The organism is Streptomyces ochraceiscleroticus, assembly GCF_000720485.1.
Lineage (GTDB): Bacteria > Actinomycetota > Actinomycetes > Streptomycetales > Streptomycetaceae > Streptomyces > Streptomyces ochraceiscleroticus.
In genome coordinates this window covers 22,609-47,101 of record NZ_JOAX01000005.1, presented here as the reverse complement: position 1 = coordinate 47,101, position 24,493 = coordinate 22,609, and the positions used below count along the sequence as shown (strand labels likewise).

The window sequence follows — 24,493 nt, the reverse complement described above, 5'->3', positions numbered from 1 at the left end:
GCTCGTACGAAAGGGGGGTCAGCGGCGGTACGGCGCCCAGTTGTCCGTGCCGTTCAGGTAGTCGGCCACCTCGTGGCGGGCGGCGTCCTCGGTGCTCATCTGCGGACGGTCGGCGGTGACGGCCGCGCCCGGGCCGTCATTCCGGTACTCACTGAACCGGGCGTCCCGCCAGGAGAAGCCGCCCATGTCGGTCCAGGGCGACGCCTTGATGGCGGCGGGCAGTTCGGTGTCCCGGATGAGGACTTGGGCGATGGCGTCGGGCTCGCCGCCCGGGTGCCACGGGCGGCCGAGGTGGAAGGTGCCGGCGGGCGCGTCGCTGACGACGCGGGAGCCGGTGATCAGGAAGCCGTACGGGTTGTCCTTCCAGGTCGAGGCGGCGGTGAGGTAACCGTTGTTGGTGTCCGAGCCGCGGCTGAGCGCCTTGATGACCGAGTTCTCGATGACGGTGGTGGCGCGTCCGTAGATGAAGTCCACATCGCCTTCGATGTAAGAGTCGCGGAGGTAGACCCGGCTGACCGTGTCGAGCTTCGGGCTGTCCGTCATCAGGGTGTCCTGGTTGCCTTTGAAGGCGGTGTCCTCGAAGACGATCCGGTCGCCCGTCGTCTTCATGGCGAGCGCCTGCTCGCTGTCCAGGTCGTGCGCGGCCTCGTCGAAGGCGTTGACGAAGGTGAGGTGACGGGACGTCACGTCGTGTGCGGCGATCAGTACGGTGGCGCTGCCCGACGAGCCGCCGTACTCGTTGGGCGTGTCGTACACGATCACGGTGTCCGCGCGGTCGTCACCGGTGCCGAGGAGGGTGAGGTACGGCTTGGTGGCCGGGATCCGCACCTGCTCGCGGTACGTCCCGGGCGCGAGCGCCAGCGTGACCGGGCCGTCGTTGCCGGCCGGCACGGCGTCGACCGCCGCCTGGACGGTGGGATAGTCGGCGGGGACGTGCAGGACGGTGTCGGTGCCGAGGGTGCGCTGGGGGCCGGAGAACTTCTTCACCAGGGCGGGCACGGCGGCGGCCGGGTCGAGCCGGTAGGAGTAGAAGGCGTGCGGGTCGAAGGCGGTGCCACGGGTGTCGTGCCGCCCCGTGGTGCCCTTCAGGATGGAGCCGCGCTGCACCAACTCGGCGGTGTCATCGGCCTGATAGGGGTGCTGGACGCCGTCGTAGTAGCTGTTCTCGATCACCATCTTCGTGCGGCCGCGGGCGTAGTTCCCGTAGGACCACACCGGATCGCCGTCGTCGACCTGTGCGGAGAGGTAGTTGTTGTAGAGGTGCGCGTACGCGCAGTTGTCGGCGGACGGGTTGCGCTGTTTGGTGCCGCGGAACCAGTTGTGGTCGATGGTGATCTGCGTCCGGACGTCGTCGGTCCAGCCGATGCCGAACGCCTTGTTGTGCGTGTCGAAGCGGTTGTAGGAGACGGTGATGTACTCACTGTTCTTGCGGACGTCGAGCAGTCCGTCGCCCATGTGCGTGAAGCGGTTGTGATCGATCCAGATGTGGTGCACGGAGTCCATCTGGATGGCGTCGAAGTCCGTAGTCTTGCCGTCCCAGTCGCCCTCCACATAGGAGTCGCGAATGGTCAGGTTGCGGATGATGACGTTGTGCGTGCCGGGGTTCAGATGTAGCTCGCCGTGGACGATCTCGCCGCTGGTGCCGACGCCGACGATCGTCTTGTCCGAGGCGACCTCGATGTCCGAACCGAACGGTGCGACGTCGATGGCAGCGGCGACGCGGATGATGTACGGCTCGTCGGCGGCAGCGTACTTGGCCAGGTCGGCCTGGGTGCGGACGGTGACCACCTTGCCGCCGGCCCCGCCGGTGGTGCCGCCCGCGAGGGAGGCGAAGCCGTGCGGGCGGTCGGCGGACGCGCCTTGGGCGGCGGCGGTTTCCGGTGGCCGGGGTGGTTCGGCGGCCCCGGCGGGGGTCTGCGCCCCCAGGCCCAGGGCCGCCGCGAGGGCGGTCGTGGCGGCCAGGGCTCTGGCCAGCAAGCGCTTTCTACGGAGGTACGGCATGGCGGCTCCCACAGGCGTACGGACGGAATCGGTGGCCTCAGTCGGTCGGATCGGCCGGATCGGTCGAATCGCAGGTGAGGCGGAAGTGCGTGAAGCGCGCGGCGCCGGGGTGGCCCGCGTCGGCGGGGGCGGTGGCGAACAGGCCGAGCAGGGCGCCGACCCAGCGCCAGGGCGTGGCCGCGAAGACCTGACCGTACGGTGTCCAGCCGTCCCCGGTGTCGGCGGCGAAGCGGCAGCGGGCGCCGGGGCCGACGGCGATCCGCAGCCGGGCCCGGCCGTCGGGCGCGAGCCTCGGATAGGCGGCGTCCCGTTCCCTCTCGGCCACGGCCTCCGCGAACCGGTGGACCAGCCGTACGGTGCCGTCCGCCGCGCGCTCCAGCCCGATCCAGCTGAAGGCATCGCCGAGCACGGTGAGCCCGGCCTTGGCGCCCGGTTCCGTGCTCTCCAGCCGCAGTTCGACCTCGGCGGTGGCGGGGCGTGCGGGCAGCCGCTGGGTGAGGACGTTCGGCAGCAGGCGCAGGTCGTGTGCGTCGGGGGTGCGGACGCAGCCGAGCCGCAGCCCGTCGCCGCTGTGCGGGGGCGCCCAGCCCTCGGCAGGATTGGCGGTCCACTGCCACTGACGGCCGAACCGCCCGCCGGGGAAGTCGTCGTCGGTGGCCGGCGCGGCGGGCGGCTGCGGCGGCAGGGATGGCTTGCGGTGCTCCCGTACCGGGGTGCCGTCCTCCCCCATGACCGGCCAGCTTCCCCCACTCTCGGCTGCGCTCGAGCGGGAGGTGCCCCCACCACCCCACCGCATCGGCTGCAGATGCACGAGGCGCCCGTAAGCGCCCTGCTCCTGGAAGTGCAGGAACCAGTCCTCGCCGGCCGGGGTGCGCACCCAGCCGCCCTGGTGCGGGCCGTTGATGTCGGTCTCCCCCTGCGCGAGGACGACGCGCTCCTCGTACGGACCGAAGAAGCTGCGCGAGCGGAAGACACCCTGCCAGCCCGTTGCCACTCCCCCGGCGGGCGCGAAGATCCAGTACCAGCCGTCGTGCCGGTACAGCTTGGGGCCTTCGAGGGTGAACCAGCCTGGGATGCCGTCCGCGTCGACGAGCGTGGTGCCGTCGTCGAGCAGGCCGGTGGCGTCGGTCCGCATTCGGTGCCCTGTGAGCCGGTTCTTGATGCCGGAGCGGGACTTGGCCCAGGCGTGCACGAGGTACGCCTCGCCGCTCTCCGTGTCCCACAGCGGGCAGGGGTCGATGAGGCCCTTGCCCGCCTTGATGAGGCGCGGACGACTCCAACTCCCGTGCGGGTCCTTGGCATTGACCTGGAAGATTCCGTGGTCGGGGTCGCCCCAGAAGATCCAGAAGCGGCCGTCGTGGTGCCGGATCGAGGGGGCCCACACGCCGCAGTCGTGGCGCGGTGCGGCGAAGGCCGCGGCCGGTTCGAGGCGGTCCAGGGCGTGGCCGATCAGGGTCCAGTTGACCAGGTCGCGGGAGTGCAGCAGCGGCAGCCCCGGGACGCGGCCGAAGCTGGAGGCGGTCAGGTAGTAGTCGTCGCCGACGCGGACGACGTCGGGGTCGGACCAGTCGGCGGCGAGGACGGGGTTGCGGTAGGTGCCGTCGCCGAGGTCGGCGGAGAAGCGGGCGGCGCCGAACCGGCCGGCGGTGGCAGGCCCGTCCGTGACGAGCGGCCTGCGGTCCTCGGCCGTCATGCCGTCACCGCCTTCCGGGCCAGCGCCGCGGCCTCGTCGCGGTGCAGACGCCCGTCGGCGACCACGGTGACGATCCGGCGGACGACTGTGTCGCCCGGGGCGATCGGTAACCGCTCCCCGCAGGCCAGCGAGGAGCCGACACCGGGGTAGTCGGCGGTGCGCACGAACCAGGGGTCGTGACGGGTCGGTTCGGTGGCGCCGGCGAGGACCAACGTCCAGTCGGCGCCGCTCAGCGCGAGCCAGTCGGCGCGGCTCTCGTGCACGGCGGCCTCCCCTTCGGCATCGGCGGTGTACACCTCGGCCGCGTCGGCCTCCTTGGGCGCGCGCCAGAAGAAGCCGCCGTAGGCGGCGCCGGGGCGGCCGTTGGTCGCGGGGCTGCCGAGGGAGAGCGGGCCGGGGGTGGTGTTGGTCAGCGAGAAGGTGAAGTCCAGCGCCCAGGCGGTGTCGGTCAGTTCGGTGGCCGCGACGGTGCGGCGCTCGCGCAGCAGCTCGTGTTCCCCCGCGCTCCAGCTCAGCTCCTGCACGAAGCCGTCCGGGTCGCACAGGTTGAAGCCCACGTGGCGCTGCACGCCGTGGTTGTCGAGCGCGGTCGGTCCACGGTCGCGTACGTATGTCCGGCCGCCCCAGAAGTTGTGCCCCGCCACGTCCGGGACCGCGACGCCCACGCCGAGGTGGTGCGGGTGGTCGGCGGGCATCAGCGCGGTGACGGGCGTGCCGCGCAGGGTCGTCACGGGGTGCAGATAGGGGCGCGGGGCGAGCCGGGCGGGGAGGCCGGGCCGGTAGGCGTACCGGGCGACGGGGCGGCCGGCGCAGCACAGGGCCAGTGTCGGGGTGTGGTCGGTGGCGGTCATCGGGCGCGCGCCTCCTCCGGGAGCGCCCACGCGGCGCCCAGTTCGGAATAGAGGGACAGGGTGTCGGCAGCGGCGGCGACGAGGCCGTCGATGCCGGGGACGACGCGGCGGAGGGCGCTCCCGTCGGCCGTCGTTGCGGTGTGCCAGGCGTCCGGCTCCAGCGCCACCGGGTCCGGGGCGCGGCGGATCGCGTCGAGTACCCGCATGAAGGCGCCGGTGGCGGCGGGCGGTACGCACAGCGGCGTGCCGCGGGTGAGGTGGTCGGCCAGGTTCTCCAGCAGGTCGGTGCGCCCGTGCACGGTCTCCTCGGGGTCGTGCCCCGTGCGCTGCACCAGGACGCGGTCCTGCTTGTACCAGAAGGTGAGCCGGCCGCGGGTGCCGTGCACCACGACGTACGGTTCGGCGGCCGTCTCCGCGCACAGGGTGGCGGCGACCGTGACGCGGCTGCCGTGTGCGGTGGTGACGCGGACGCAGGAGGTGTCGTCGGACTCGATGGCGTGGGCGCGGAAGAGCTCGGTCTGCACGTCCGCGACGTCCTCGGCGGCGGTGCTGCCGTCGAGCGCGAGGGCGGTGGCGACGGCGTGCGCGAGCGGGTTGGTGAGTACGCCGTCGAGCACGTCAGCGCCGTGCAGCCTGCGGCGCCCGGCCCAGGGCGCGCGGCGGAAGTACGCCTCGTCGCGCACCCAGGCCCCGGCCGCGCCGATGCCCGCCGGTTCGCCGATCACGCCTTCGCGCACCAAGTCGCGGACGGCGGTGAGGGCGTGCGAGCCGAGCGACTGGAAGCCGATGTTGCAGGCCACGCCGGCCGCCGCGATGCCGTCGGCCATGCGCCGGTACTCCGCATAGGAGGGCGCCGGCGGCTTCTCGACGAGCAGGTGGACGCCGCGCCGGGCGGCGGTCAGCGCGAGGTCGGCGTGGGTGGGGATGGGCGTACAGAGCACGGCGATGCGGGCGTCGGTGACGGCGAGCAGGGTCTCGAAGTCGTCCGACTGCGCGACGGGGCCGAGTCCGTCGAGTTCATCGGCGGTCAGCGGGGTCAGGTCGCAGACGCCGGCGAGGCGGACGCGCCCCTGCCCGGCCAGCCGGCGGATGTTGGCCAGGTGCCAGTGGCCGTGGCCGCGTGCGCCCACGAGGACGACCGGCAGCGGTTCTTCCGTACCGGCGCGGCTCATCCCTTCACCGCCCCCGCGCTGAAGCCGGTGATCAGCCACTTCTGGATGTACGCGAAGACGATCACCACGGGTACGGCCGCGATGACGCCGCCGGCGGCCAGCGCACCGAGGTCGACGCTGTCCGCGCCCATCAGGGTGTTCAGGCCGACGGGGATGGTCTGCTTCTCCTGGTTGCTGAGGAACATCAGCGCGAAGAGGAAGTGGTTCCAGGCGTGCACGAAGGCGAACGAGCCGACGGCGACCAGGCCGGGGCGCAGCAGTGGCAGTACGACCGTGCGGAAGGCCCGGAAGCGGTCGCAGCCGTCGACCCAGGCGGCCTCCTCCAGGGAGTACGGCACGTTCCTGATGAAGCCGCTGATCAGGATCATCGACAGCGGTAGCTGGAAGACGGTCTCCGCGATGATGACGCTGCCCAGCGAGTTGATCATCTGTAGCTGGGCGAAGATCTGGAACAGCGGCACCAGCAGCAGCGCCCCGGGCACGAACTGCGAGCACAGCAGACCCAGCATGAAGCCCTTCTTGGCGCGGAAGTCGAAGCGGGCGAGCGCGTAGCCGCCGGCCAGCGCGACGACCGTGGTGAGCACCAGGGTGGCCACGGCAATGAGCACACTGTTCTGGAAGTACGTCGCGAAGCTGCGCTCGGTCCACACCTTCGCGAAGTGCTCGAAGGTGATCGGCCAGGGCACCAGCGAGGTGGATCCGGCCGGTCGGAGCGCGAAGAGCAGGATCCAGTAGAAGGGGACGAGCGTGAAGAGGAGGTAGAGCGCGAGCGGGAGGTGGGTCTGCCAGCGCGGGGCCTGGTCCCAGGCACGGCGGCGCTTGACGATCGGCTGCGTGGTACTCACTTGTCGCCCCCTCCGAACTTGCTCAGCCGCAGATAGACCATCGAGCAGCAGAGCAGGATGACGAACGCGACGGTGGTCAGCGCGGACGCGTAGCCGAAGTTGTGCGCGTCCACGGAGGTGTTGGCGATGTAGAGCGGCAGGGTGGTGGTCTCGCCCGCGGGGCCGCCGCCGGTCAGGGTGTAGAGCAGGTCGACGTTGTTGAACTCCCACACCGCGCGCAGCAGTGTGGAGAGGACGATCGCGTCCTTCAGGTGCGGCAGGGTGATGTGGAAGAACTGCCGCAGCCGGCTCGCGCCGTCCACCTCGGCCGCCTCGTAGAGATCCTTGGAGACGGACTGCAGGTCGGCGAGGATGAGGATGGCGAAGAAGGGCACCCCGCGCCAGAGGTCGGCGACGATCGCGGCGGGGAAGACGGTGGCGGTGTCCGAGAGCCAGGACGTGCCGTACTCCCCGATGCCCGCGTCGGCGAGGTAACGGCTGAGGCCGGTCTGGGAGTTGTAGAGCAGTACCCAGATCGCGGAAGTGAGGACGCCGGAGACGGCCCAGGGCGAGAAGACCAGCGCGCGGGCGAGCGCCCGGCCCGCGAAGGTCTGGTTGACGATGAGCGCGAGGGCCAGCCCGAAGAGCAGTTGCAGTCCGACCTCGACGACGACCCACTTGAGGCTGAAGGTCAGCGTGCCCCAGAACTGCGGGTCGCTGGTGAAGATCTCGGTGAAGTTGTCGAGCCCGGCGAAGCCGTTCCGCCAGGGCTTGGTGGGGTTGTCGTGCTGCAGCGCGGTCCAGAAGACGCTGAGCACGGGGTAGGCGATGAAGCCCAGCATCAGCAGCCCGGCGGGCGCGATGAGCAGGTACGGCAGCCGGCGCGGGTGCGCTCCGGTGCCGCGGCGGGGTCTGGTTCTGGGCGGTGACTCGGCCACGGCTGCGGCTTGGGCCATGACTCTTCTCCGTTCTCGGGAACGTTCGATGGCCGGCGTACGGTCGTCCTGCCGTACGGGCGGTGCGCTGCGGATCCGGCGGGGGCGAGCGGGGGGCTCAGCCCGCGTAGGGGTCCGGTACCTTGCCGGGGCGCGCGAGGAAGGCGAAGTCGCAGCCGGTGTCGGCCTGGGTGATCTGCTCGGCGTAGAGCGCGCCGTAGCCGCGCTCGTACCGCTCGGGCGGCGGGGTCCAGGCGGCGCGGCGGCGCGCCAGCTCCGCTTCGGGTACGTCGAGCCGCAGCGTGCGCGCCGCGACGTCGAGGGTGATCGGGTCGCCGGTGCGTACCAGGGCGAGCGGTCCGCCGACGTAGGACTCGGGGGCGACGTGGAGCACGCACGTGCCGTAACTGGTACCGCTCATCCGGGCGTCGGAGATCCGCACCATGTCGCGGACCCCCTGCTTGAGCAGGTGGTCGGGGATCGGCAGCATGCCGTACTCGGGCATGCCCGGGCCGCCCTTGGGTCCGGCGTTGCGCAGCACGAGCACATGGTCTGCGGTGATGCCGAGCGCCGGGTCGTTGATGCTCCGCTGCATCGTCCGGTAGTCGTCGAAGACGACCGCGGGTCCGGTGTGCTTCAGGAGGTGCGGCTCGGCGGCGATGTGCTTGATGACTGCGCCGTCGGGGCAGAGGTTGCCGCGCAGGACGGCCACTCCGCCCTCCTTCGCGACCGGGTTGTCCCGGGTGCGGATCACATCGTCGTTGTGCACGGCGGCGTGCTCGATCTGATCGCCGAACCGCCCGTTGACGGTGGGCCGGTCCAGGTGGAGCAGGTCGGTGATCCGGGAGAGGAAGCCGGGCAGGCCGCCGGCGAAGTGGAAGTCCTCCATGAGGTACGGGCCACCGCCGGGGCGGACGTTGGCGAGCACCGGCACCGTGCGGGCGATCCGGTCGAAGTCCTCCAGGGTCAGCCGTACGCCGGCGCGCCCGGCCATCGCGATCAGATGGATCACCGCGTTGGTGGAGCCGCCGAGCCCGAGGACGGTGGTGACGGCGTCCTCGAACGCCTCGGCCGTCAGCAGGTGCGACAGCCGTACGTCCCGGCGTACGAGGTCGACGATCCGTAACCCGGAGGCCGCGGCCATCCGGTCGTGCCCGGAGTCGACGGCGGGGATGCTCGATGCGCCCGGCACCGTCACGCCCAGCGCCTCGGCGGCGGCCGTCAGCGTGGACGCCGTCCCCATGGTCATGCAGTGCCCCGGCGAACGGGCCAGCCCGCTCTCCAGCTCGGCCAGCTCGCAGTCGCCGATGAGGCCCGCGCGCTTGTCGTCCCAGTACTTCCACATGTCGGTGCCGGAACCGAGGATCTCGCCGCGCCAGTGGCCCGGCAGCATCGGCCCGGCGGGCACGAAGACGGCGGGCAGATCGGCGCTGGCGGCGCCCATCAGCAGCGCGGGCGTGGACTTGTCGCAGCCGCCGAGCAGTACCGCGCCGTCCACCGGGTACGAGCGCAGCAGCTCCTCGGTCTCCATCGCCAGCATGTTGCGGTAGAGCATCGGCGTCGGCTTCTGGAAGGTCTCGCTGAGCGTGGCGACGGGGAATTCGAGCGGGAAGCCGCCGGCCTGCCACACGCCGCGCTTGACGGCCTGGGCGCGGTCGCGCAGGTGGGAGTGGCAGGGGTTGATGTCGGACCAGGTGTTGAGGATCGCGATGACCGGCTTGCCGAGGTGTTCCTCGGGCAGATAGCCGAGCTGCCGGGTGCGGGCGCGGTGGCTGAAGGAGCGCAGTCCGTCCGTGCCGTACCACTGGTGGCTTCGGTACTCCTCCGGGCGTCTCATACCGGCCACCCGGCGGCTATGGCGGCGACTTCCGCGCGCGCCTCCCCGGTCAGCGGCCTGCTCGGTGGGCGGACGTCGCGGCGGCAGAGGCCGAGTGAGGCCAGCGCCTCCTTGACCACGGTGACGTTGTCGGCGGAGCCGTTCGCGCCGCGCAGCTCCTCGAAGCGGCGGATCTGCTCCCAGACCTTCATGGCGGCCGGGTAGTCGCCGGCCCTGAGCGCTTCGAGCATGTTCAGCGAGACGGCCGGGGCGACGTTGACGAGCCCGGAGGTGAAGCCGGTCGCGCCGGCCGAGAAGTACGAGGGTGCGTACGGCTCGGCGAGGCCGGCGATCCACACGAAGCGGTCCAGCCCGGCGTCCCGTGCGAAGGCAGCGAAGCGGGCCGCGTCCGGGACGGCGTACTTCACGCCGATGACGTTGGGGCAGGCGTCGGCGAGCTCGGCGAGCCGTTCGCCGCTCAGCGCCGCGTTGCGCAGGTACGGGACGACGCCCAGCTCGGGCACGGCCTCGGCGATCGCCCGGTGGTAGTCGACCCAGCCGCCCGCCGAGACGTAGGGGTGGACGGGCTGATGCACCATCACCATCCGGGCGCCGTGCTCGCGGGCGTGGCACGCGGAGGCGACGGCGGTCGGCACGTCGTGGCCCACGCCGACGAGGACCGCGGCCCGCTCCCCCGCCTCCTCGATCGTCAGCTCGGTGACGGCGCGCCGCTCGTCGGGCGTGAGGGCGTAGTACTCGCCGGTGTTGCCGTTCGGGGTCAGGGTCCGCACCCCGGCGTCGAGCAGCCGGCGCAGCAGGACGCGGTGCGCCGCGGTGTCGAGGGAGCCGTCCGCGGCGAACGGGGTCACCGGGATGGCCACGACGTCGGCGAGCGCCGCCCGCTGGGTCTCGTATGCGGCCGCTGTCATGCCTGCGCTCCTTCTCCGGTGCGGATCTCTCCGGCGGGGGCCTCGTCCGTCTCGGGGAAGGCCCGGGCGACGAACGAGGCGATGTGGTCGTGCACGGCGCGGGCCGCGCCGTCGGCGTCCCCGGCCGTGACCAGCCGGAGGATCTCCTCGTGCTCGGCGGCCTCGCGCTGCCAGGACGGCACGGCCGCCCAGGCGACGGTCGAGACGAGGGCTGCCTGGTCGCGGACTTCGTCGAGCATCCGGGACAGCAGCGGGTTGCCGCACGGCAGGTACAGCGCGCGGTGGAAGTCTCGGTTGGCGAGCGACCGGTCGGCCGGGTCGGCGGCCTCGGCGGCCCGGGTCAGCGCCGTCCGGGCGTCCTCGACGGAGGCGCCGCCGCGCACGGTGCGGCGGACCGCCTCCGGCTCCAGCAGCAGCCGCACGTCGTAGACCTCTCGCGCCATGGCCGCGTCGACCATCCGCACGGTGACGCCCTTGTACTGGCTCATGACCACGAGTCCGGTGCCGGCGAGGGTCTTCAGGGCCTCGCGCACGGGCGTCTTGGACACCCCGTACTGGGCGGCGAGCTCGGTCTCGACCAGCGACTGGCCGGGTCTCAACTGCCCGGTGAGGATGCGGTGTTTGACCGCTTCGAGCACGTACTGCGTGCGGGAAGGGATCGGGGCGGGGGCGAAAGTCATGGCGGCCGCTCTCAGTTCTCGTATCTCGCGCATCACGTCTCATATACGACGTATGAAGTACGACGCGATGAAGCTAGAGCCCCCCAAGGGGTTCGTCAACGCTTCTGACACGAGAACGGCGAAGAAAGCGGCCGCCACATGACCAACAGGCGTCAACCGGCGTTGTGAGCCGGTTAGTTGTACGAGATGTCGGACGCCGAGTAGCGGCAGTACGTGCCGTCCGGGCCACTGCCCGTCTCGACCGGCTCGTCACCGTTGTCATTGCCCGTGTAGCGCACGCACGGCTTGATCTTCTTGCTGCTGTCGCCGTGGATGCGGACGCTCTTCAGCGTCGCGGTGTCCCCGTAGTTGGTGTTGATGCCGACCAGGGACTTGCCGGGCGCGGTCACATCCACGTCGTTGACGCTGATGGTGCGCTTGTACTGGGTCGAGCAGTTGCCGCAACTGCGCACGAGCTTGCCGAAGTCGGAGACCTGGAAGCCGCTGATGTTGAGCTTGCCCGCGCCGTTGAACTGGAAGACCTTGTCGTCGGCCTTCCTCGCGCCGCCGCCGGTGACGGTGTACGTCGCGCCGGAGGAGGTGCCCTTGAAGGTGGCGGCGTCCTCGCCGACATCCTCCCACCACACGTTCTGCAGCGTGCAGGTGCCCGAGCAGTGCACGCCGTCGGCGGCCGGCGAGCCGATGACGACGTTCTTGAGCACGGCGCCGTCCTTCAGCTTGAAGATCGGGTCCTGCCCCTCCTCCTGGCCGTCGCCGCCCAGGTCGCCGCTGCCGTAGAAGCGCTTGAGGCCGCCGTCGTACGTACCGGAGACCTCAATGGTCTTGGAGACCGCCTGGCTGCCGCCGGGGGTCGGCCAGCCGGCGGCGGCGCTCGCCGTGCCCGTGAGCGAGGTCGCGAGGAGGGCGGCGCCGGTCAGCCCGGCCGCGGCGACACCGCCGAGAACCGCCCGGCGACGGTTGAGCGACCTGCGGTGGCGGCCGGCGGACCGCTGTTCTGCTGTTGTCATGTCCCGTCCTTCGGTGGGGGTGAGACTCTGCGCCGTCTGGTCGCCACCGGGTACGGGAGGGGTTGCCGGGACTCAGGAAGTTTTTTCTTCAGCCGCATTGTGCGGCGCGAAGTCACCGCGTACTGCAGCCCGTTGGCTGCCGAACCGCGCGGTTGCCGCGTAGGTGTCGGCCCCGGCGTCCCGGCCGCCGCGGGCGTGGTCGTACTGCCCCGCGAAGACATGCGTGCCCGCGGGCACCGTACGACCGGGCTTCAGCCGCCAGCGGTACACGAGGAAGCCGTCCTCGGTGTCCGCACGGAAGGTGAAGTCGCCCTCGGGGAGCGTGCGCCAGGCGCCGGTCGACGCCACTCCGCCGGTGCGCGCGATCCGCAGTTCCACGGTGAGCGAGGTCAGCGGCTCCGCGTTCTTGAGGGTCACGTTGCTCTGTGCCCAGAAGTCGTTGCTGTGCGGGTCGACCGAGCCGTCGCTCCAGAGCGGGCCGTCCTCAGTACGCGGGCCACTCGGCGGAGCGCTGTGTGCGGGCGGGGCGGCGCCGACCGGGCGGTCCCGGCCGTGCAGTACCGCCGACGCCCCGTACCCGCCGGCCGCCAGGACCGCAGCGACGGCCGCGGTGGCGCCCGCGACGCGCAGCCACGGCGCCGCCCGGCCGGGGCGCCGCGGGACCGGCTGCCCGGCCGCCGTCATGCCGCGCTCGACCCGGGCGATCATCCGCTCCCGGTCCGGCCGGTGCGCCGCGGCGGCCTCCCGCAGCCGCCGGCGCAGATCGTCGCTCACGTACGCCCGCCGATCAGTTCCGTAGTGGTACGAGGGCCCAGCAGCCGTTCCAGCTGGGCCATCCCCTTGGAGGTCTGGCTCTTCACCGTACCGACCGAGATGCCGAGGGCGAGCGCGGTCTCCCGCTCGGACAGGTCGAAGGCGTGCCGCAGCACCACACAGGCCCGCTTGCGGAACGGCAGGGTTCGCAGCGCCTGTTGGACGTCGACCACGGCGGGTACGTCCGGCGCTTCGGCGTGGTCGGAGCACTGGGCCCAGAACAGGGTGATGCGGCGGCGCTCGCGGATCGCGCTGCGGATGTGGCTGCGGGCCAGGTTGGCCACGACGCCCCGGGCGTACGCGGCGGGGTGGTCGGCCGCCCGGACCCGGTCCCAGCGGCGCCAGAGCGCGACCAGCGCGTCCGCCGCCAGGTCGTCCGCTCCCTCCGCTTCTCCGGTCAACAGCCTCGCCAATCGGGCCAGTTCGGCATGATGGCGTTCGAAGAACGCATGGAACTCGGCCGCGGCGTCGGCGCGCCCGGCCACCGTCGGTTGCACGGTCCCGTTCACTCACCCCTCCGTCGCGTTCGAGATTTCGGCCATCACCCGGCAGGGCGAACACAGGCTAAGGGGGCCGTCATTACCTGGCAAGCGGGCGGCAACCCTCCGGGGCCCGGCTCCCACTTCGGTGCAACGGACCACCCCCGCACCGCAGGAGGCATCGTGACGCACCCCGAGACACCCCGCACCACCGGCCACCGGCGCAGACGCCGCCGCACCCTGGTCACCGCCCTCGTCACCGGCGCGCTCGCCGCGACAGCGCTCGCCGTGCTGCCGGGCACCTCGTCCGCCGCCACCGCCCGCCAGGCGGAGAAGCTGGACCGCGGGGTGGTCAGCGTCCACACCAGCGGCGGCAACCTGATCACCTGGCGGTGGCTCGGCACCGACCCGGACAGCGTCTCCTTCAACGTCTACCGGTCCGGCACCAAGGTCAACTCCGCCCCGATCACCGACTCCACGAACTACTTCCACTCCGGCGCTCCCGAGCAGGCCGACTACACCGTCCGCGCGGTCGTCAACGGCACGGAACAGGGCGACTCCGTGCACGCCGTACAGTTCCGCGCCGGGTACAAGGACGTGCCGATCACTCCCCCGGCGGGCGGCACCACTCCGGACGGCGTGGCGTACACCTACGAGGCCAACGACGCCTCGGTGGGCGACCTCGACGGCGACGGCGCGCTGGACTTCGTCCTGAAGTGGCAGCCGACGAACGCCAAGGACAACTCCCAGTCGGGCTACACCGGCAACACGATCGTCGACGGCATCCGGCTCGACGGCACCCGGCTGTGGCGCATCGACCTCGGCCGCAACATCCGCTCGGGCGCCCACTACACCCAGTTCCAGGTGTACGACTACGACGGCGACGGCAAGGCCGAGGTCGCCATGAAGACCGCTGACGGCACGGTCGACGGACAGGGGAAGGTGATCGGCAGCGCGTCCGCCGACCATCGCAACGGCAGTGGTTACGTGCTGTCCGGGCCCGAGTACCTGACCATGTTCAACGGCCGCACGGGCGCCGCGATGGGCACCACCGACTACGTGCCCGCGCGCGGCAACGTCGCGTCCTGGGGCGACAGTTACGGCAACCGTGTGGACCGCTTCCTCGCCGGAACCGCGTATCTGGACGGCTCCCGGCCCTCGCTGATCATGGCACGCGGCTACTACACCCGCAGTGTGATAGCGGCGTGGGACTGGCGAAACGGCGCCTTCACCCGCCGCTGGACCTTCGACACCGACTCCTCCACCAACAAGGGCAAGGGCTACGACGGCCAGGGCTCGCACAGCCTCTCCGTGGGCGACGTGGACGGCGACGGCAAAGACGAGGTGCTGTATGGCTCGATGGCCGTGGACGACAACGGCTCCGGGCTGTGGACCACGAAGACCGGGCACGGCGACGCCCAGCACCTCGCCGACCTCGACCCGGGCACGCCGGGCCTGGAGTACTTCAAGGTCTCCGAGTCCAGCGGCCAGCCCGCCGAGCTGTTCATCGACCCGAAGAACGGCGCGGTCCGCTGGAAGCTCGCCGCCTGCTGCGACAACGGGCGCGGCGTGGCCGGTGACGTCTGGTCCGGCAACGCCGGCGCCGAGATGTGGTCGGCCTCCGATACCCAGGTGCGCGACGAGGCGGGTGCCGCCAAGGGCCGTGAGCCGTCCTCGGCCAACTTCCTGAGCTGGTGGGACGGTGACACCACTCGCGAACTCCTCGACGGCACACGCATCGACAAGTACGGCACGTCCGGCGACACCCGCCTGCTGACGGGCGCGTCGGTGGCCTCCAACAACGGCACCAAGGCGACCCCGGTGCTGTCCGGTGACATCCTCGGCGACTGGCGCGAGGAGGTCGTCTGGCGCACCTCCGACAACCGTAACCTGCGGATCTACTCCACACCCCACGAGACCGGCACGAAGATCACCACACTGCTGCACGACACCATGTACCGCACCGGTCTGGCCTGGCAGAACTCCGGCTACAACCAACCGCCGCACACCGGCTTCTACGTGGGCAGCGGGATGGGCACCCCGCCCCGGCCGCGGATCTCCACTCCGTAAGCACATGCGCCGGACCGTCAGGCCAGCCGGATGACGTTCCACGACAGCGGCTCCAGGGTGGCGCGGAGTGTGCCGCCCTGGAGCGTCGTCCCGCTCACCTCGTGCGGCACGACCCGCTCCGGCGCGGCGAGGGTGTTGCGGGCCTCCGGGTCCGCGTCGGCCAGCGCACTGTGCCCGGCGACCTGTGTCACCTCCAGCCCGTGCAGCGCCACCTCCAGGGGCAGCGCGGCGTCCTGGCTCCGGTTGACCGCGAAGACGGTGACCGCGCCGGACTCCGGGTCGCGCACGGCGGTGGCATGCAGCAGCGGCACCTCGCCGTACTTCGCCGTCGCGTACGTGGGCGAGTCCACCCGTACGTCCAGGACCTGGCCCCGGCCGTACCGCGAGGTCTGCGCGAACGGGTGGAACGTGGTCTGCCGCCAGGCCGGGCCGCCCGGCTCGGTCAGGATCGGCGCGATCACGTTGACCAGCTGGGCGAGGCAGGCGACGGCCACCCGGTCGGCGTGGCGCAGCAGGGCGATCAGCAGCGAGCCGAGGACGACGGCGTCGGTGACGCTGTAGTTGTCCTCCAGCAGCCGCGGCGCCTCGGGCCAGTCCGCCGGGTCCGCGGTGGCGGCCTCCCGCTGCGCCCGGGACATGTACCAGACGTTCCACTCGTCGAAGGAGAGGGTGATCCGCTTCTTGGATTTCAGGCGCGCGCCGATGTGGTCGCAGGTCGCCACGGTGTCCTCGATGAAGGACTCCATGTCGACGGCCGAGGCGAGGAACGAATCCCGGTCCCCGTCCAGTTCTTCGTAGTAGGCGTGCAACGAGATGTGATCCACCAGGTCGTAGGTCTCGGCGAGCACGGTCGCCTCCCACTCGGCGAAAGTGGGCATGGACCGGCTGGAGGAGCCGCAGGCGACCAGCTCCACGGAGGGGTCGGCCTGCCGCATGGCGCGGGCTGTCTCGGCGGCGAGCCGGGCGTACTCCCCGGCCGTCTTGTGGCCGGTCTGCCAGGGCCCGTCCAGCTCGTTGCCCAGGCACCACAGGCGGATGCCGTACGGGTCCTTGTCGCCGTGCGCGATGCGGCGCTCGGACAGCTCGGTGCCGGCCGGGTGGTTGGCGTACTCCTGGAGCTCCAGTGCCTCGGCCACGCCCCGGGTGCCGAGGTTGAGCGCCATCATGGGCTCGGCCTGCGGGCCCAGCTTCTTCAGGAAGGCGAGGTACTCGGAGAGGCCGAAGCGGTTGGTCTCCGTCGACCGCCAGGCGAGGTCCAGGCGGCGGGGCCGCCGCTCGACGGGGCCGACCGAGTCCTCCCATTTGTAGCCGGAGACGAAGTTGCCGCCGGGGTAGCGGATCGTGGTGACGCCGAGTTCGCGGATCAGGGCCAGTACGTCGGTACGGAGCCCGGCCTCGTCGGCGGCGGGGTGGTCCGGCTCGTGGATACCGGTGTAGACGCAGCGGCCGAGGTGCTCGACGAAGGCGCCGAAGAGCCGCGGGCCGGCCTCCCCGACGGTGAAGGCGGGGTCGAGGGTGAAGCGGGCCGGGCGTGCGCTGTGTGACATGGCGTCCTTCCGGGGTCCGGGGCGCGGCGCGGTCACCGCAGGTCCCGCTCGGGCAGCAGGTGTTGTGTGCGCAGCGCGTCGCGGACCAGTTCGGCGTAGACCCGCGCGCCGTGCTCGGAGGTGTGGGTGTTGTCGCGCGCCTCGTTGGTCAGGTACAGCGCCTTGGAGCCCTCCGTGCCCAGCGACTCGACGAGCTGTTTGGTCCGCGCGGTGAGATCGATCAGCGGTACGTCACGCGCGGCGGCGACCTCCCGGGTCACCGCGGGGTGGTCCACGCCGAGGCCGTTGACCAGCAGGGCGGTGGGGTTGTTCAGCGTGCCGTCGGCGTTGAACCAGCGGCGCACGATCGGGGTCACCAGGACGGGGCGGCCGCCGCGGGCGCGGATGCGGTCGACCATCGTGGTGAGGTTGGCCCGATAGGTGGCCTCGTCGGTTTGCTTGTCGTTGTGGGCGAGCTGCACGAGGACGAGGTCGCCGCGGTGGATGCGGGCCTCGACCGTGTCGAAGAGCCGGGGATCGGCCAGAAAGGAGACGGTGCTCTCGCCGGAGTCGGCGTGGTTGGCGACGGCGGCGCCCCGGCGCAGGTGCTGCGGCAGCTGCTGCCCCCACCCGGCGTACGGCGCGCCCGGCTGATCGCAGACGGTCGAGTCGCCGACCAGCAGGATCTTGCGTACGGAGCGGGCCGGGGCCGGGGTGACGCGGATGCCGGAGAGGGCCGGCGCCGCACCACCGAAGGTGAGGTCGAGGCCGGGAGTACCGGTGGCGCCGGTCGGCTCGCCCTCGGGCGTGCGGACGTCGACGGTGAAGGACCGGCGGACCGTACGGCCGGCCGTGGTGGCCGTCTCGGGCAGCATCGCGCGGCGGGTCTCGGCGGTGACGGAGGTACGCGCCGCCGTCGCTCCGCCGAGCACCACCGACACGTCGTACGTCCCCGGGGCCACGTCGAAGTGGCAGCCGATCCCGGTGGCCCCGGCCGTGCACGGGCCGTGGGGCGCGGCGGCCCGCGCCGGAGCGGCGGTCAGGCCGCCGACGGCGAGGGCCGCCACCAGGGCGCACAGCGCTGTGCGTCTCATCGGGGCTCCCCCAGCAGCGCCAGGTTCTCGATGGCCGCGAGCCCGTAGAGCGCGGTGTCGTTGGTGGACACCCAGGGTGCCTCGCTGCCGGGGACGAGCGCGGTCGGCCCGGACACCTTCTCCGTCTTCCAGGGCGCGCTCTCCGTGTAGCCGTCGGAGCGGAGGAACTTGTCCCACGCGCGCTGGGCGAGCTTCTTGTCCTCCGTGCGGTGAGCGGCGTACGCGTCGAGCCGGGAGTGGCCCTGGAAGAGGATCAGGCTGCCGAAGTCCGCGCCGTAGCGTGCCTTCTGCTCCGCCTTGGTGGCGTTGAAGTAGCGGCAGTAGTCGAGGTACGCCTCCTCGAACTTCTCGTTGTCGACCAGGTCGATCAGCTCGGCGCACAGCTCGTTGAGGCCGAAGACGGCGGAGAGGTGGGAGACGCTGACAGCCGGCTTCTCGGTGACGGCGAACTTCCCGGTGTCCAGGTCGTACAGGCCGCTGCCCTGCACGAAGCCGTTCGGCTGGGCCGCGATGGTCTCCATGGTGGACAGCACCCGCGCCTTGGCCTTCTCCCACTTGGGGCCGCGGCGCTCCCACTCGGTCAGCCACGCCGAGACCAGCCCGGACCAGTCGGTGCCGAAGCCGATGGAGAGGGCGTGCCGGTCGGGCTTGTAGTCGGGGTCGGGGCGGACCTTGCGCTGGGGGTCGAGGACGAGGAACGTCTCGTCGGAGTCGACGTTGGCGTGCATCAGGTCGCCGACCCGTTCGTCGGCGGTGAGGAAGTAGTAGAAGCGGCGGTAGGTGGTGTTGGCGATGCGCTGTTGTTTGGCGCTGTCGGCGTAGTGCTGGACGCCGTGCCGGGTGCCCAGGCCCGCCCATTTGCCGAGGTGGTAGACGTCGACCTCGCCGGTGTGCCGGGTCATGGCCTCGGCGAAGCGGAAGATGTCGGCGCGCCCGGAGCGCAGATAGGCGTACCAGAGCCAGAGGTCCGGCGAGAGCTCGGAGTTGTCCCAGGCGTAGCCGCCGACGTCGTAGCGCCACTGGTGGCGGGCCGTGTCGTAGGAGTGCATCACGTCGCCGTAGTCCCAGAAGCCGTACCAGCGCCGCTGCTCCACCTGGTCCTTGTAGTAGGTGAAGAGGAAGTCGAGGTGGTCCTCGATCTTCGCCTTGGCCGGGGTGGAGCGGTCGGGCTCGGAGTAGAGGCCGGGGCCGAAGACGCCGGCGGTGAGGAACTGACGCGGGGGCGCGGCGAGTTGGGGCAGAGTGCGGACGGCTTCGACCTGTCGCGCGAGCGCGTCGGCCGCCGGGGTGGTGTCGTGCGCCCAGAAGAGGAGTTCGCTGGTGCGGGCGATGCCGTACGGGGTACCGAACCCGGGCTCGTAGTCCTCGTAGGTGATGTTGAGCCCTTCGAGCTGCTCGGCGTAGGTGTCCTGGCCCATGCCGTCGTGGTAGAAGCGCAGGTCCATGGGCGGGGCCTCGGGAGACCAGAGCCAGAGGGTGACCTCGGCCTCCTCCGTCTGCGCCCCGCGGATGTCGAGTCCGGCCGGGTGCTTCTCCCAGAAGTCACGCAGCCCGAAGGCGAGTCCGCCGCTCGCGCCGCCCACATAGCCGAAGCCCGAGGCACGGTGTCCGCCGCCGGCCGCGATCCAGCCGTGGCCCTTCTTGGTGCGCTTGCGCAGGGTGAAGCCGTCGGCGGAGAGCTGGGCGAGGGTGTAGTCGCCCCACTCGGGGATGAGGTGCAGCCGGCTGGTCACCCGCTGGTCCCAGGTGGCCGGGTCGGGCAGCTTCTTCCCCTCGAACTGGGCGGCCTGCACGGCGGCGCCCGGGTCGCGGCGCAGCCCGGTGATGCCCTTGACCGCCTCGCGCAGCAGGCCGGTGCCGTCGCCGCCGATGCGGATGTGGCGGTCGTAGCTCTCGTCGCGCATCGGCACGGTGAAGCGCACGCCGAGCCCGCGGATGAAGTCCCCGCTCGCCTCGCCGGGCTCCTGCTTCCCGTCGTACGTGATCGTGTGGACCATGCGGAAGGACTCGGCGCCCGCGTAGAAGTAGAGGCGGACGGAGAACGGCAGCCAGGAGCGGCTGCCGCGGCGGTGCTTGCCGTCGATGCGGACGACCGCGCGGACCGGGCCGTCCTGCTCGACCTCCACCTCGCCGATGGCGCTCTCGAAGCGCTCGTACTTCTCGGTGCCCTGGTCGCCGTCCTCGATCTCGCCCTGGCGCAGCAGCACGAGGCGGCCGTCCTTCGCGATCTCGGTGGCGCCCCTGCGGACGGACTTCACGAGCGTGTCGCCGCTCGTGCCGATCCGGGCGGTGATGACGCCGGTATCGACGTCGACGGTGCCGCCCTTGCGGTCGACGGTGACCTTCTTGGCGGGCGATGCGGGGGTACCGGCCTTCAGCGTGTACTTCTTGGCGTCCGCCTGCGGCCCGATGGCGTGCGCGGTCCACTTCAGGGAGCCGTCCGGCCAGTACGCGAGCGGCCAGGTCTGGACGGGCAGGCTCTTGCCCCCGTCGTCCGTCAGCGCGAACGTCTGATCCTTGTCGTACGCGCCCTTCGGCCACGGCACGCCGAGCGTCGAGCCCGGCGCCGCGCCGAGCCCGCCGTCCTCCAGCCAGGTCAGCTCCACGGGGCCGCCGGCGGCCTGCTTGCGGGACGGACCGGCGGCGTGCGCCGTGGCACTGCCGAGCGCCCGGCTGAACTGGGCGGCGGCGCCGGCGACGGCGGCCGCCTTCAGGATTGCTCTGCGGGGGATCGGAGACATCGTTGTTCCTTTCCGTTCGCTAGTCGAGAGAAGTCGTGGGGTGGCCCGCCGCGGCCCTGCGCCGCCCGTACCGTTCCTCCACGGCGAGCGCCGCCGCGGCGAGGGCGCCGAGTACCGGGATGGCCAGCGGCGGGCTGAACCAGGCGGAGACGGCCACCACGGCCACCCCGCCCACCAGCAGGAACGAGCCGGCGGGGTCCAGGACTGTACGGCGCCCCGCGGCGGCCAGCAGCGCCCGCCAGGACGCGCCGGGCTCCCAGAGCGCGGCCGCCCGCAGCCCCGCCACGGCGGACCCGCACAGCGCGAGGGCACCGGCCGCGCCCGCCAGCGGCCCGCCGGGCAGTCCGCTGCGTACCGCCGACACGTCCAGCCAGATCAGCCAGCAGGCCACCCAGCCGCCGGCGCCGACGAGCCACCCCCTGCGGGCAGCCGCTCGCACATCGGCGGCGAACAGCCGGAAGCCGGACGGCTGATGGCTCAGGTGCCGCCGCAGATGGCGGGCGCCCGCCGCGAACGCCGCCGGGTAGGTGACCAGCGGCAGCGCGGCCATCGCGATCCACACCCCGGTCAACAGCGCCTCGGCGAAGAGCCCGAACCGCTCCCGGAGCCGGGACTCCGTCATGGTCAGCCCTTCAGTCCGGACGTGGCCATGCCGTCGATCAAGTACCGCTGGAAGGCGAGGAAGAAGGCCAGCACGGGCAGCAGCGCCACCAACGCCATCGCGATCATGCCGCCGTAGTTGGCGACGCCCTCCTGGTCCCGGAACATCATCATCCCGAGCGAGACGGTGTACTTGCCCGGCTCGTTGAGGTAGATCAGCGGGCCCATGAAGTCGTTCCAGGCGTTGATGAAGGTGAAGATCGCGCTGGTGATGAGGGCCGGGCGGCACAGCGGCAGCACGACGGACCAGTAGATCCGCAGATGCCCGCAGCCGTCGAGGCGGGCCGCCTCGTCCAGCTCGCGCGGCAGGTTGCGCATGAACTGCACCATCAGGAAGACGAAGAACGCCTCGGTGGCCAGGAACTTCCCGATGAGCAGCGGCACATAGGTGTTGATCAGTTCCAGCTTCTGGAACATCACGTACTGCGGGATCAGCAGCACGTGGTACGGCAGCAGCAGCGTGCCGATCATCAGCGTGAACATCAGCTTCCGCCCGGCGAACCTGATCTTGGCGAACGCGTACGCCGTCAGCGAGGCCGAGAAGAGCACACCGACCACGGAACCCAGCGCGTAGAAGAGCGAGTTGCCGAAGAACGTGGCGATCGGGATGTCGGCGATCCCGTCGGCCAGCCCGCGGAAGTTGTCCAGGACGGGGCGGACCGGGAACAGCTCCAGACTGCCGACGATCTCGCCGCTGGGCTTGAACGCGGCCCCGATGACCCACACCACCGGGTAGAGGACGACCGCGAGGACGGCCAGGGCACCGAGGTGCCAGGCGACGCCGGCGCGCCGGCGGGACGAACCGATGGCGCTCACCGGGCTGCCTCCTCGTAGTGGACCCACCGTTTCTGGGACCAGAACAGCACCGCCGTCACCAGTGCCACGGCGAGCAGCAGCATCCAGGCCATCGCGGAAGCGAATCCCATCTGCGCCTCCTTGAAGCCCTTCTGGTACAGGTAACAGGTGTAGACAAGGGTCGAATCGGCAGGGCCGCAGGTGGCGTTGGAGACCACGTACGCCGAGCCGAAGATCTGGAAGGCGTGGATGGTCTCCAGCAGGACGTTGAAGAACAGCACCGGGGAGATCATCGGCAGGGTGATGTTCCAGAACCGCCGCAGCGGGCCCGCGCCGTCCACCGCCGCCGCCTCGTACAGCTCGCGCGGCACCTGCTTGAGCCCGGCCAGGAAGATGACCATGGGCGCGCCGAACTGCCACACGGTGAGCGCCGCCAGACTGTAGAGCACCCACTCCGGGTCGCCGACCCAGCCGCCCACGTGAAGACCGAAGAACGACTGCGCGCGGTCGACGATCGCGTCGTCCGAGAAGAGCGCGCGCCAGACGAAGCCGACGGTGACGCTCGCGCCGATGAGCGAGGGGGCGTAGAAGGCGGCCCGGTAGAAGCCCTGGCCGCGCCCGTTCCGGGCGAGCAGCAGGGCCACGCCCAGCGCGAGCAGCAGCTTCAGCGGCGTGCCGATGACGACGTACTTGGCGGTGACCTCGACCGACTTTTGCCACCGCGGGTCGGCGAACATCTTGGTGAAGTTGTCCAGGCCGATCCACGTGGGGATGTTGAAGAGGTTGTAGTCGGTGAAGGCGAAGTAGAGGGAGGCGATCATCGGGCCCGCGGTGAGCAGCAGGAACCCGGCGATCCACGGGGACATGAAGAGATAGCCCGCGAGATTGTCGCGGCGGTCGCGTCGCCGTACGGCGACGGGGGTGACGGCGCGTCGCGTGCGGACGCGGCCGGGCGGGGCCTTGACGAGCGTCACTGCGCGTTCCCCTCAGCCGGCCAGGGCGGACTTCGCCTCGGAGAAGAACTGCCGCACCGCGTCGGCGGTCTTCGTCTTCCCCACGCCCAGGTCCGTGCCGATCCGCAGGAACGCCGCCTCGACGGTGTCGGCGCCCGCCGGGTGCGGAGTGACAGGGCCGAAGACCCCGGCCGCCGCGGTCTTCTCCTCGTACGCGGCGATGGCCTTGTTCACCGGGTCGCTCGGCCGGAACGCCTTGTACTGCGCCTCGGTCGCGAGGATGCCGCGGTCGTACCCCATGATCTTGCCGACCTCGGGGTCGTGCACCATGAAGTCGATGAACTGGGCCACCTGCTGCGGGTACTTGGTGCGGGCCGATGCGCTGAGCATCAGGGAGGAGAGGTACTGCCCGGTCTTCTCGCCGTCGGTGGTCGGCACCGGCGCGAGCCCGTACGTGCTGTCGCCCTCCGAGTCGTAGCGGACGGAGAAGTTGTCCCAGGTGAACTCCGACGCCGCCATGCCGTCGGAGACCGCCGACTTGGGCGCGATCTGCACGACCTTCTTGGGGTCGGCGACCAACCCCGACCGCACAGCGGCGTAGCCGTCCGCCCACCATTCCCGCAGGTCGGCCTCGTCGAAGCCGAGGCCCTTCTCGGTGAAGAACGCCTTGCCCTGCTGCCGGAGGTAGAGGTCGTAGAGGTACATGACGCCGAAGTAGCCGCTGTCACCGGCACGGTGCTGGGTGTCGCGGATCTTCTTCAGCGCGGCGAAGTACTGGTCCCACGTCCAGCCCTGCTTCGGGGTGACGCCGGCCTTCTCGAAGACCTTCTCGTCGATGACGAGGGACATCGTGTTGGAGCCGACCGGCACGCCGAGCAGCTTGCCGTCGACCTCGCCGACCTTCTCCAGGCCCGACCGGAAGCCCGTCATCTTCAGGTTGCCCGCGTCGACCTGCTGCTTGAGGTCCAGCAGCACGCCCCGCTTGTCGTACTTCCGCAGGAAGGCGATGGCGCACTGGAACACGTCCGGCGGATTGCCGCCCGCGGCCTGGGTCTGGAACTTCTCCCAGAAGGCCACGTAGTCCTGGAAGTCCGTCTTGACCTTGATCTTGGGGTGCTTCTTCTCGAAGAGCTCGATGCTCTTGTTGATCCGCTTGGCCCGGTCGTCGGCGCCCCACCACGCGTACCGGATCGTGACGGTACCGTCCGCCGATCCCCCGCCGGTGCCGCAGCCGGCCGCCGTCAGACCCAGGGCGGCCACCGAGCCACCCGTGATCTTGAGCAGGCCGCGCCGGTCAACTCTCCCACTGGCACGCACAGTCCGTCCTCCGCACAAGCGTTGAATCGTTCAAGGAAAGCGCTTGCTGCACAAGGTAGAGACGGGCAGGTACGGGGTCAACGGATCGGACAGAATTGAGGTGGAGCGCCACTCGACGGAATCCCGTGCACTATGAA

Annotated in this window: 20 protein-coding genes; 1 reads left to right on the top strand and 19 read right to left on the bottom strand. The window is 71.1% G+C overall.

The features are described from left to right. Window positions 1-18 precede the first annotated feature (18 nt). The 12 genes from IG84_RS0108085 to IG84_RS0108030 all read right to left on the bottom strand — a co-directional run bounded on the left by IG84_RS0108085 (window position 19) and on the right by IG84_RS0108030 (window position 13,230). Window positions 19-2,001 carry a pectinesterase family protein gene (locus IG84_RS0108085; RefSeq protein ID WP_031053148.1) on the bottom strand — a complete coding sequence of 661 codons (1,983 nt, stop codon included), beginning with the start codon at window positions 1,999-2,001 and terminating at the stop codon, window positions 19-21. Window positions 2,002-2,038: 37 nt separating this feature from the next. Next, window positions 2,039-3,694 carry a glycoside hydrolase family 43 protein gene (locus tag IG84_RS0108080; protein WP_051861503.1) on the bottom strand — a complete coding sequence of 552 codons (1,656 nt, stop codon included), beginning with the start codon at window positions 3,692-3,694 and terminating at the stop codon, window positions 2,039-2,041. After that, window positions 3,691-4,545: a DUF6807 domain-containing protein gene (locus IG84_RS0108075; protein WP_031053142.1), complete on the bottom strand. Its 855-nt coding sequence runs from the start codon at window positions 4,543-4,545 to the stop codon at window positions 3,691-3,693. The genes IG84_RS0108080 and IG84_RS0108075 overlap by 4 nt, the downstream gene beginning before the upstream one ends. After that, window positions 4,542-5,717, bottom strand: coding sequence for a Gfo/Idh/MocA family protein (locus IG84_RS0108070; protein WP_031053139.1), 1,176 nt, complete (start codon window positions 5,715-5,717; stop codon window positions 4,542-4,544). Before IG84_RS0108070 ends, IG84_RS0108075 begins: the two co-directional genes overlap by 4 nt. After that, entirely contained in the window at window positions 5,714-6,562 is an 849-nt protein-coding gene (locus IG84_RS0108065) for a carbohydrate ABC transporter permease (RefSeq protein ID WP_245659270.1), read from the bottom strand. The genes IG84_RS0108070 and IG84_RS0108065 overlap by 4 nt, the downstream gene beginning before the upstream one ends. Further along, window positions 6,559-7,497, bottom strand: coding sequence for a carbohydrate ABC transporter permease (locus IG84_RS0108060; RefSeq protein WP_031053134.1), 939 nt, complete (start codon window positions 7,495-7,497; stop codon window positions 6,559-6,561). The genes IG84_RS0108065 and IG84_RS0108060 overlap by 4 nt, the downstream gene beginning before the upstream one ends. A 97-nt stretch (window positions 7,498-7,594) precedes the next feature. Continuing rightward, entirely contained in the window at window positions 7,595-9,313 is a 1,719-nt protein-coding gene (gene araD, locus IG84_RS0108055; protein ID WP_031053132.1) for an L-arabinonate dehydratase, read from the bottom strand. Beyond that, complete coding sequence (locus IG84_RS0108050; RefSeq protein WP_031053129.1) at window positions 9,310-10,221, bottom strand: dihydrodipicolinate synthase family protein; 912 nt, start codon at window positions 10,219-10,221, stop codon at window positions 9,310-9,312. Before IG84_RS0108050 ends, araD begins: the two co-directional genes overlap by 4 nt. Beyond that, window positions 10,218-10,901, bottom strand: coding sequence for a GntR family transcriptional regulator (locus tag IG84_RS0108045; RefSeq protein ID WP_031053127.1), 684 nt, complete (start codon window positions 10,899-10,901; stop codon window positions 10,218-10,220). The genes IG84_RS0108050 and IG84_RS0108045 overlap by 4 nt, the downstream gene beginning before the upstream one ends. A 173-nt stretch (window positions 10,902-11,074) precedes the next feature. Next, window positions 11,075-11,908 (bottom strand): pectate lyase, encoded by an 834-nt coding sequence (locus IG84_RS0108040; protein WP_031053125.1) that lies wholly within the window; start codon window positions 11,906-11,908, stop codon window positions 11,075-11,077. Between the two features lie 72 nt (window positions 11,909-11,980). Continuing rightward, entirely contained in the window at window positions 11,981-12,682 is a 702-nt protein-coding gene (locus IG84_RS0108035) for a hypothetical protein (protein WP_031053123.1), read from the bottom strand. Next, window positions 12,679-13,230 (bottom strand): SigE family RNA polymerase sigma factor, encoded by a 552-nt coding sequence (locus IG84_RS0108030; protein ID WP_245659269.1) that lies wholly within the window; start codon window positions 13,228-13,230, stop codon window positions 12,679-12,681. Before IG84_RS0108030 ends, IG84_RS0108035 begins: the two co-directional genes overlap by 4 nt. A gap of 153 nt (window positions 13,231-13,383) precedes the next feature. Here IG84_RS0108030 and IG84_RS0108025 point away from each other — a divergent pair, with 153 nt between their 5' ends. Beyond that, on the top strand, window positions 13,384-15,270 hold the full coding sequence (locus IG84_RS0108025) for a rhamnogalacturonan lyase (RefSeq protein ID WP_031053118.1): 1,887 nt from the start codon (window positions 13,384-13,386) through the stop codon (window positions 15,268-15,270). A gap of 17 nt (window positions 15,271-15,287) precedes the next feature. On the opposite strand, the gene arfA is transcribed toward IG84_RS0108025, so the two are convergent. Genes arfA through IG84_RS0107990 form a run of 7 tightly spaced genes read right to left on the bottom strand, consistent with a single transcriptional unit; the run spans window position 15,288 to window position 24,356 of the window. Next, window positions 15,288-16,817, bottom strand: coding sequence for an arabinosylfuranosidase ArfA (gene arfA, locus IG84_RS0108020; protein ID WP_031053115.1), 1,530 nt, complete (start codon window positions 16,815-16,817; stop codon window positions 15,288-15,290). Window positions 16,818-16,849: 32 nt separating this feature from the next. Then, window positions 16,850-17,890 carry a rhamnogalacturonan acetylesterase gene (locus tag IG84_RS0108015; RefSeq protein ID WP_031053112.1) on the bottom strand — a complete coding sequence of 347 codons (1,041 nt, stop codon included), beginning with the start codon at window positions 17,888-17,890 and terminating at the stop codon, window positions 16,850-16,852. Continuing rightward, entirely contained in the window at window positions 17,887-20,631 is a 2,745-nt protein-coding gene (locus IG84_RS0108010; RefSeq protein ID WP_031053111.1) for an exo-rhamnogalacturonan lyase family protein, read from the bottom strand. Before IG84_RS0108010 ends, IG84_RS0108015 begins: the two co-directional genes overlap by 4 nt. A gap of 19 nt (window positions 20,632-20,650) precedes the next feature. Then, window positions 20,651-21,253: a hypothetical protein gene (locus IG84_RS0108005; protein ID WP_051861502.1), complete on the bottom strand. Its 603-nt coding sequence runs from the start codon at window positions 21,251-21,253 to the stop codon at window positions 20,651-20,653. 2 nt (window positions 21,254-21,255) lie between these two features. Beyond that, window positions 21,256-22,107 carry a carbohydrate ABC transporter permease gene (locus IG84_RS0108000; protein ID WP_245659268.1) on the bottom strand — a complete coding sequence of 284 codons (852 nt, stop codon included), beginning with the start codon at window positions 22,105-22,107 and terminating at the stop codon, window positions 21,256-21,258. Continuing rightward, window positions 22,104-23,060 carry a carbohydrate ABC transporter permease gene (locus IG84_RS0107995; RefSeq protein WP_031053102.1) on the bottom strand — a complete coding sequence of 319 codons (957 nt, stop codon included), beginning with the start codon at window positions 23,058-23,060 and terminating at the stop codon, window positions 22,104-22,106. The genes IG84_RS0108000 and IG84_RS0107995 overlap by 4 nt, the downstream gene beginning before the upstream one ends. A gap of 12 nt (window positions 23,061-23,072) precedes the next feature. Next, window positions 23,073-24,356: an extracellular solute-binding protein gene (locus tag IG84_RS0107990; protein WP_031053101.1), complete on the bottom strand. Its 1,284-nt coding sequence runs from the start codon at window positions 24,354-24,356 to the stop codon at window positions 23,073-23,075. Between the last annotated feature and the right edge of the window lie 137 nt (window positions 24,357-24,493).

Coding starts and splice junctions, on each gene's coding strand:
- IG84_RS0108015 (WP_031053112.1), bottom strand. CDS start 17,890: ATGAGACGCACAGCGCTGTGCGCCCTGGTGGCGGCCCTCGCCGTCGGC.
- IG84_RS0108005 (WP_051861502.1), bottom strand. CDS start 21,253: ATGACGGAGTCCCGGCTCCGGGAGCGGTTCGGGCTCTTCGCCGAGGCG.
- arfA (WP_031053115.1), bottom strand. CDS start 16,817: ATGTCACACAGCGCACGCCCGGCCCGCTTCACCCTCGACCCCGCCTTC.
- IG84_RS0108075 (WP_031053142.1), bottom strand. CDS start 4,545: ATGACCGCCACCGACCACACCCCGACACTGGCCCTGTGCTGCGCCGGC.
- IG84_RS0108040 (WP_031053125.1), bottom strand. CDS start 11,908: ATGACAACAGCAGAACAGCGGTCCGCCGGCCGCCACCGCAGGTCGCTC.
- IG84_RS0108080 (WP_051861503.1), bottom strand. CDS start 3,694: ATGACGGCCGAGGACCGCAGGCCGCTCGTCACGGACGGGCCTGCCACC.
- IG84_RS0108060 (WP_031053134.1), bottom strand. CDS start 7,497: ATGGCCCAAGCCGCAGCCGTGGCCGAGTCACCGCCCAGAACCAGACCC.
- araD (WP_031053132.1), bottom strand. CDS start 9,313: ATGAGACGCCCGGAGGAGTACCGAAGCCACCAGTGGTACGGCACGGAC.
- IG84_RS0108045 (WP_031053127.1), bottom strand. CDS start 10,901: ATGACTTTCGCCCCCGCCCCGATCCCTTCCCGCACGCAGTACGTGCTC.
- IG84_RS0108010 (WP_031053111.1), bottom strand. CDS start 20,631: ATGTCTCCGATCCCCCGCAGAGCAATCCTGAAGGCGGCCGCCGTCGCC.
- IG84_RS0108050 (WP_031053129.1), bottom strand. CDS start 10,221: ATGACAGCGGCCGCATACGAGACCCAGCGGGCGGCGCTCGCCGACGTC.
- IG84_RS0108070 (WP_031053139.1), bottom strand. CDS start 5,717: ATGAGCCGCGCCGGTACGGAAGAACCGCTGCCGGTCGTCCTCGTGGGC.
- IG84_RS0108085 (WP_031053148.1), bottom strand. CDS start 2,001: ATGCCGTACCTCCGTAGAAAGCGCTTGCTGGCCAGAGCCCTGGCCGCC.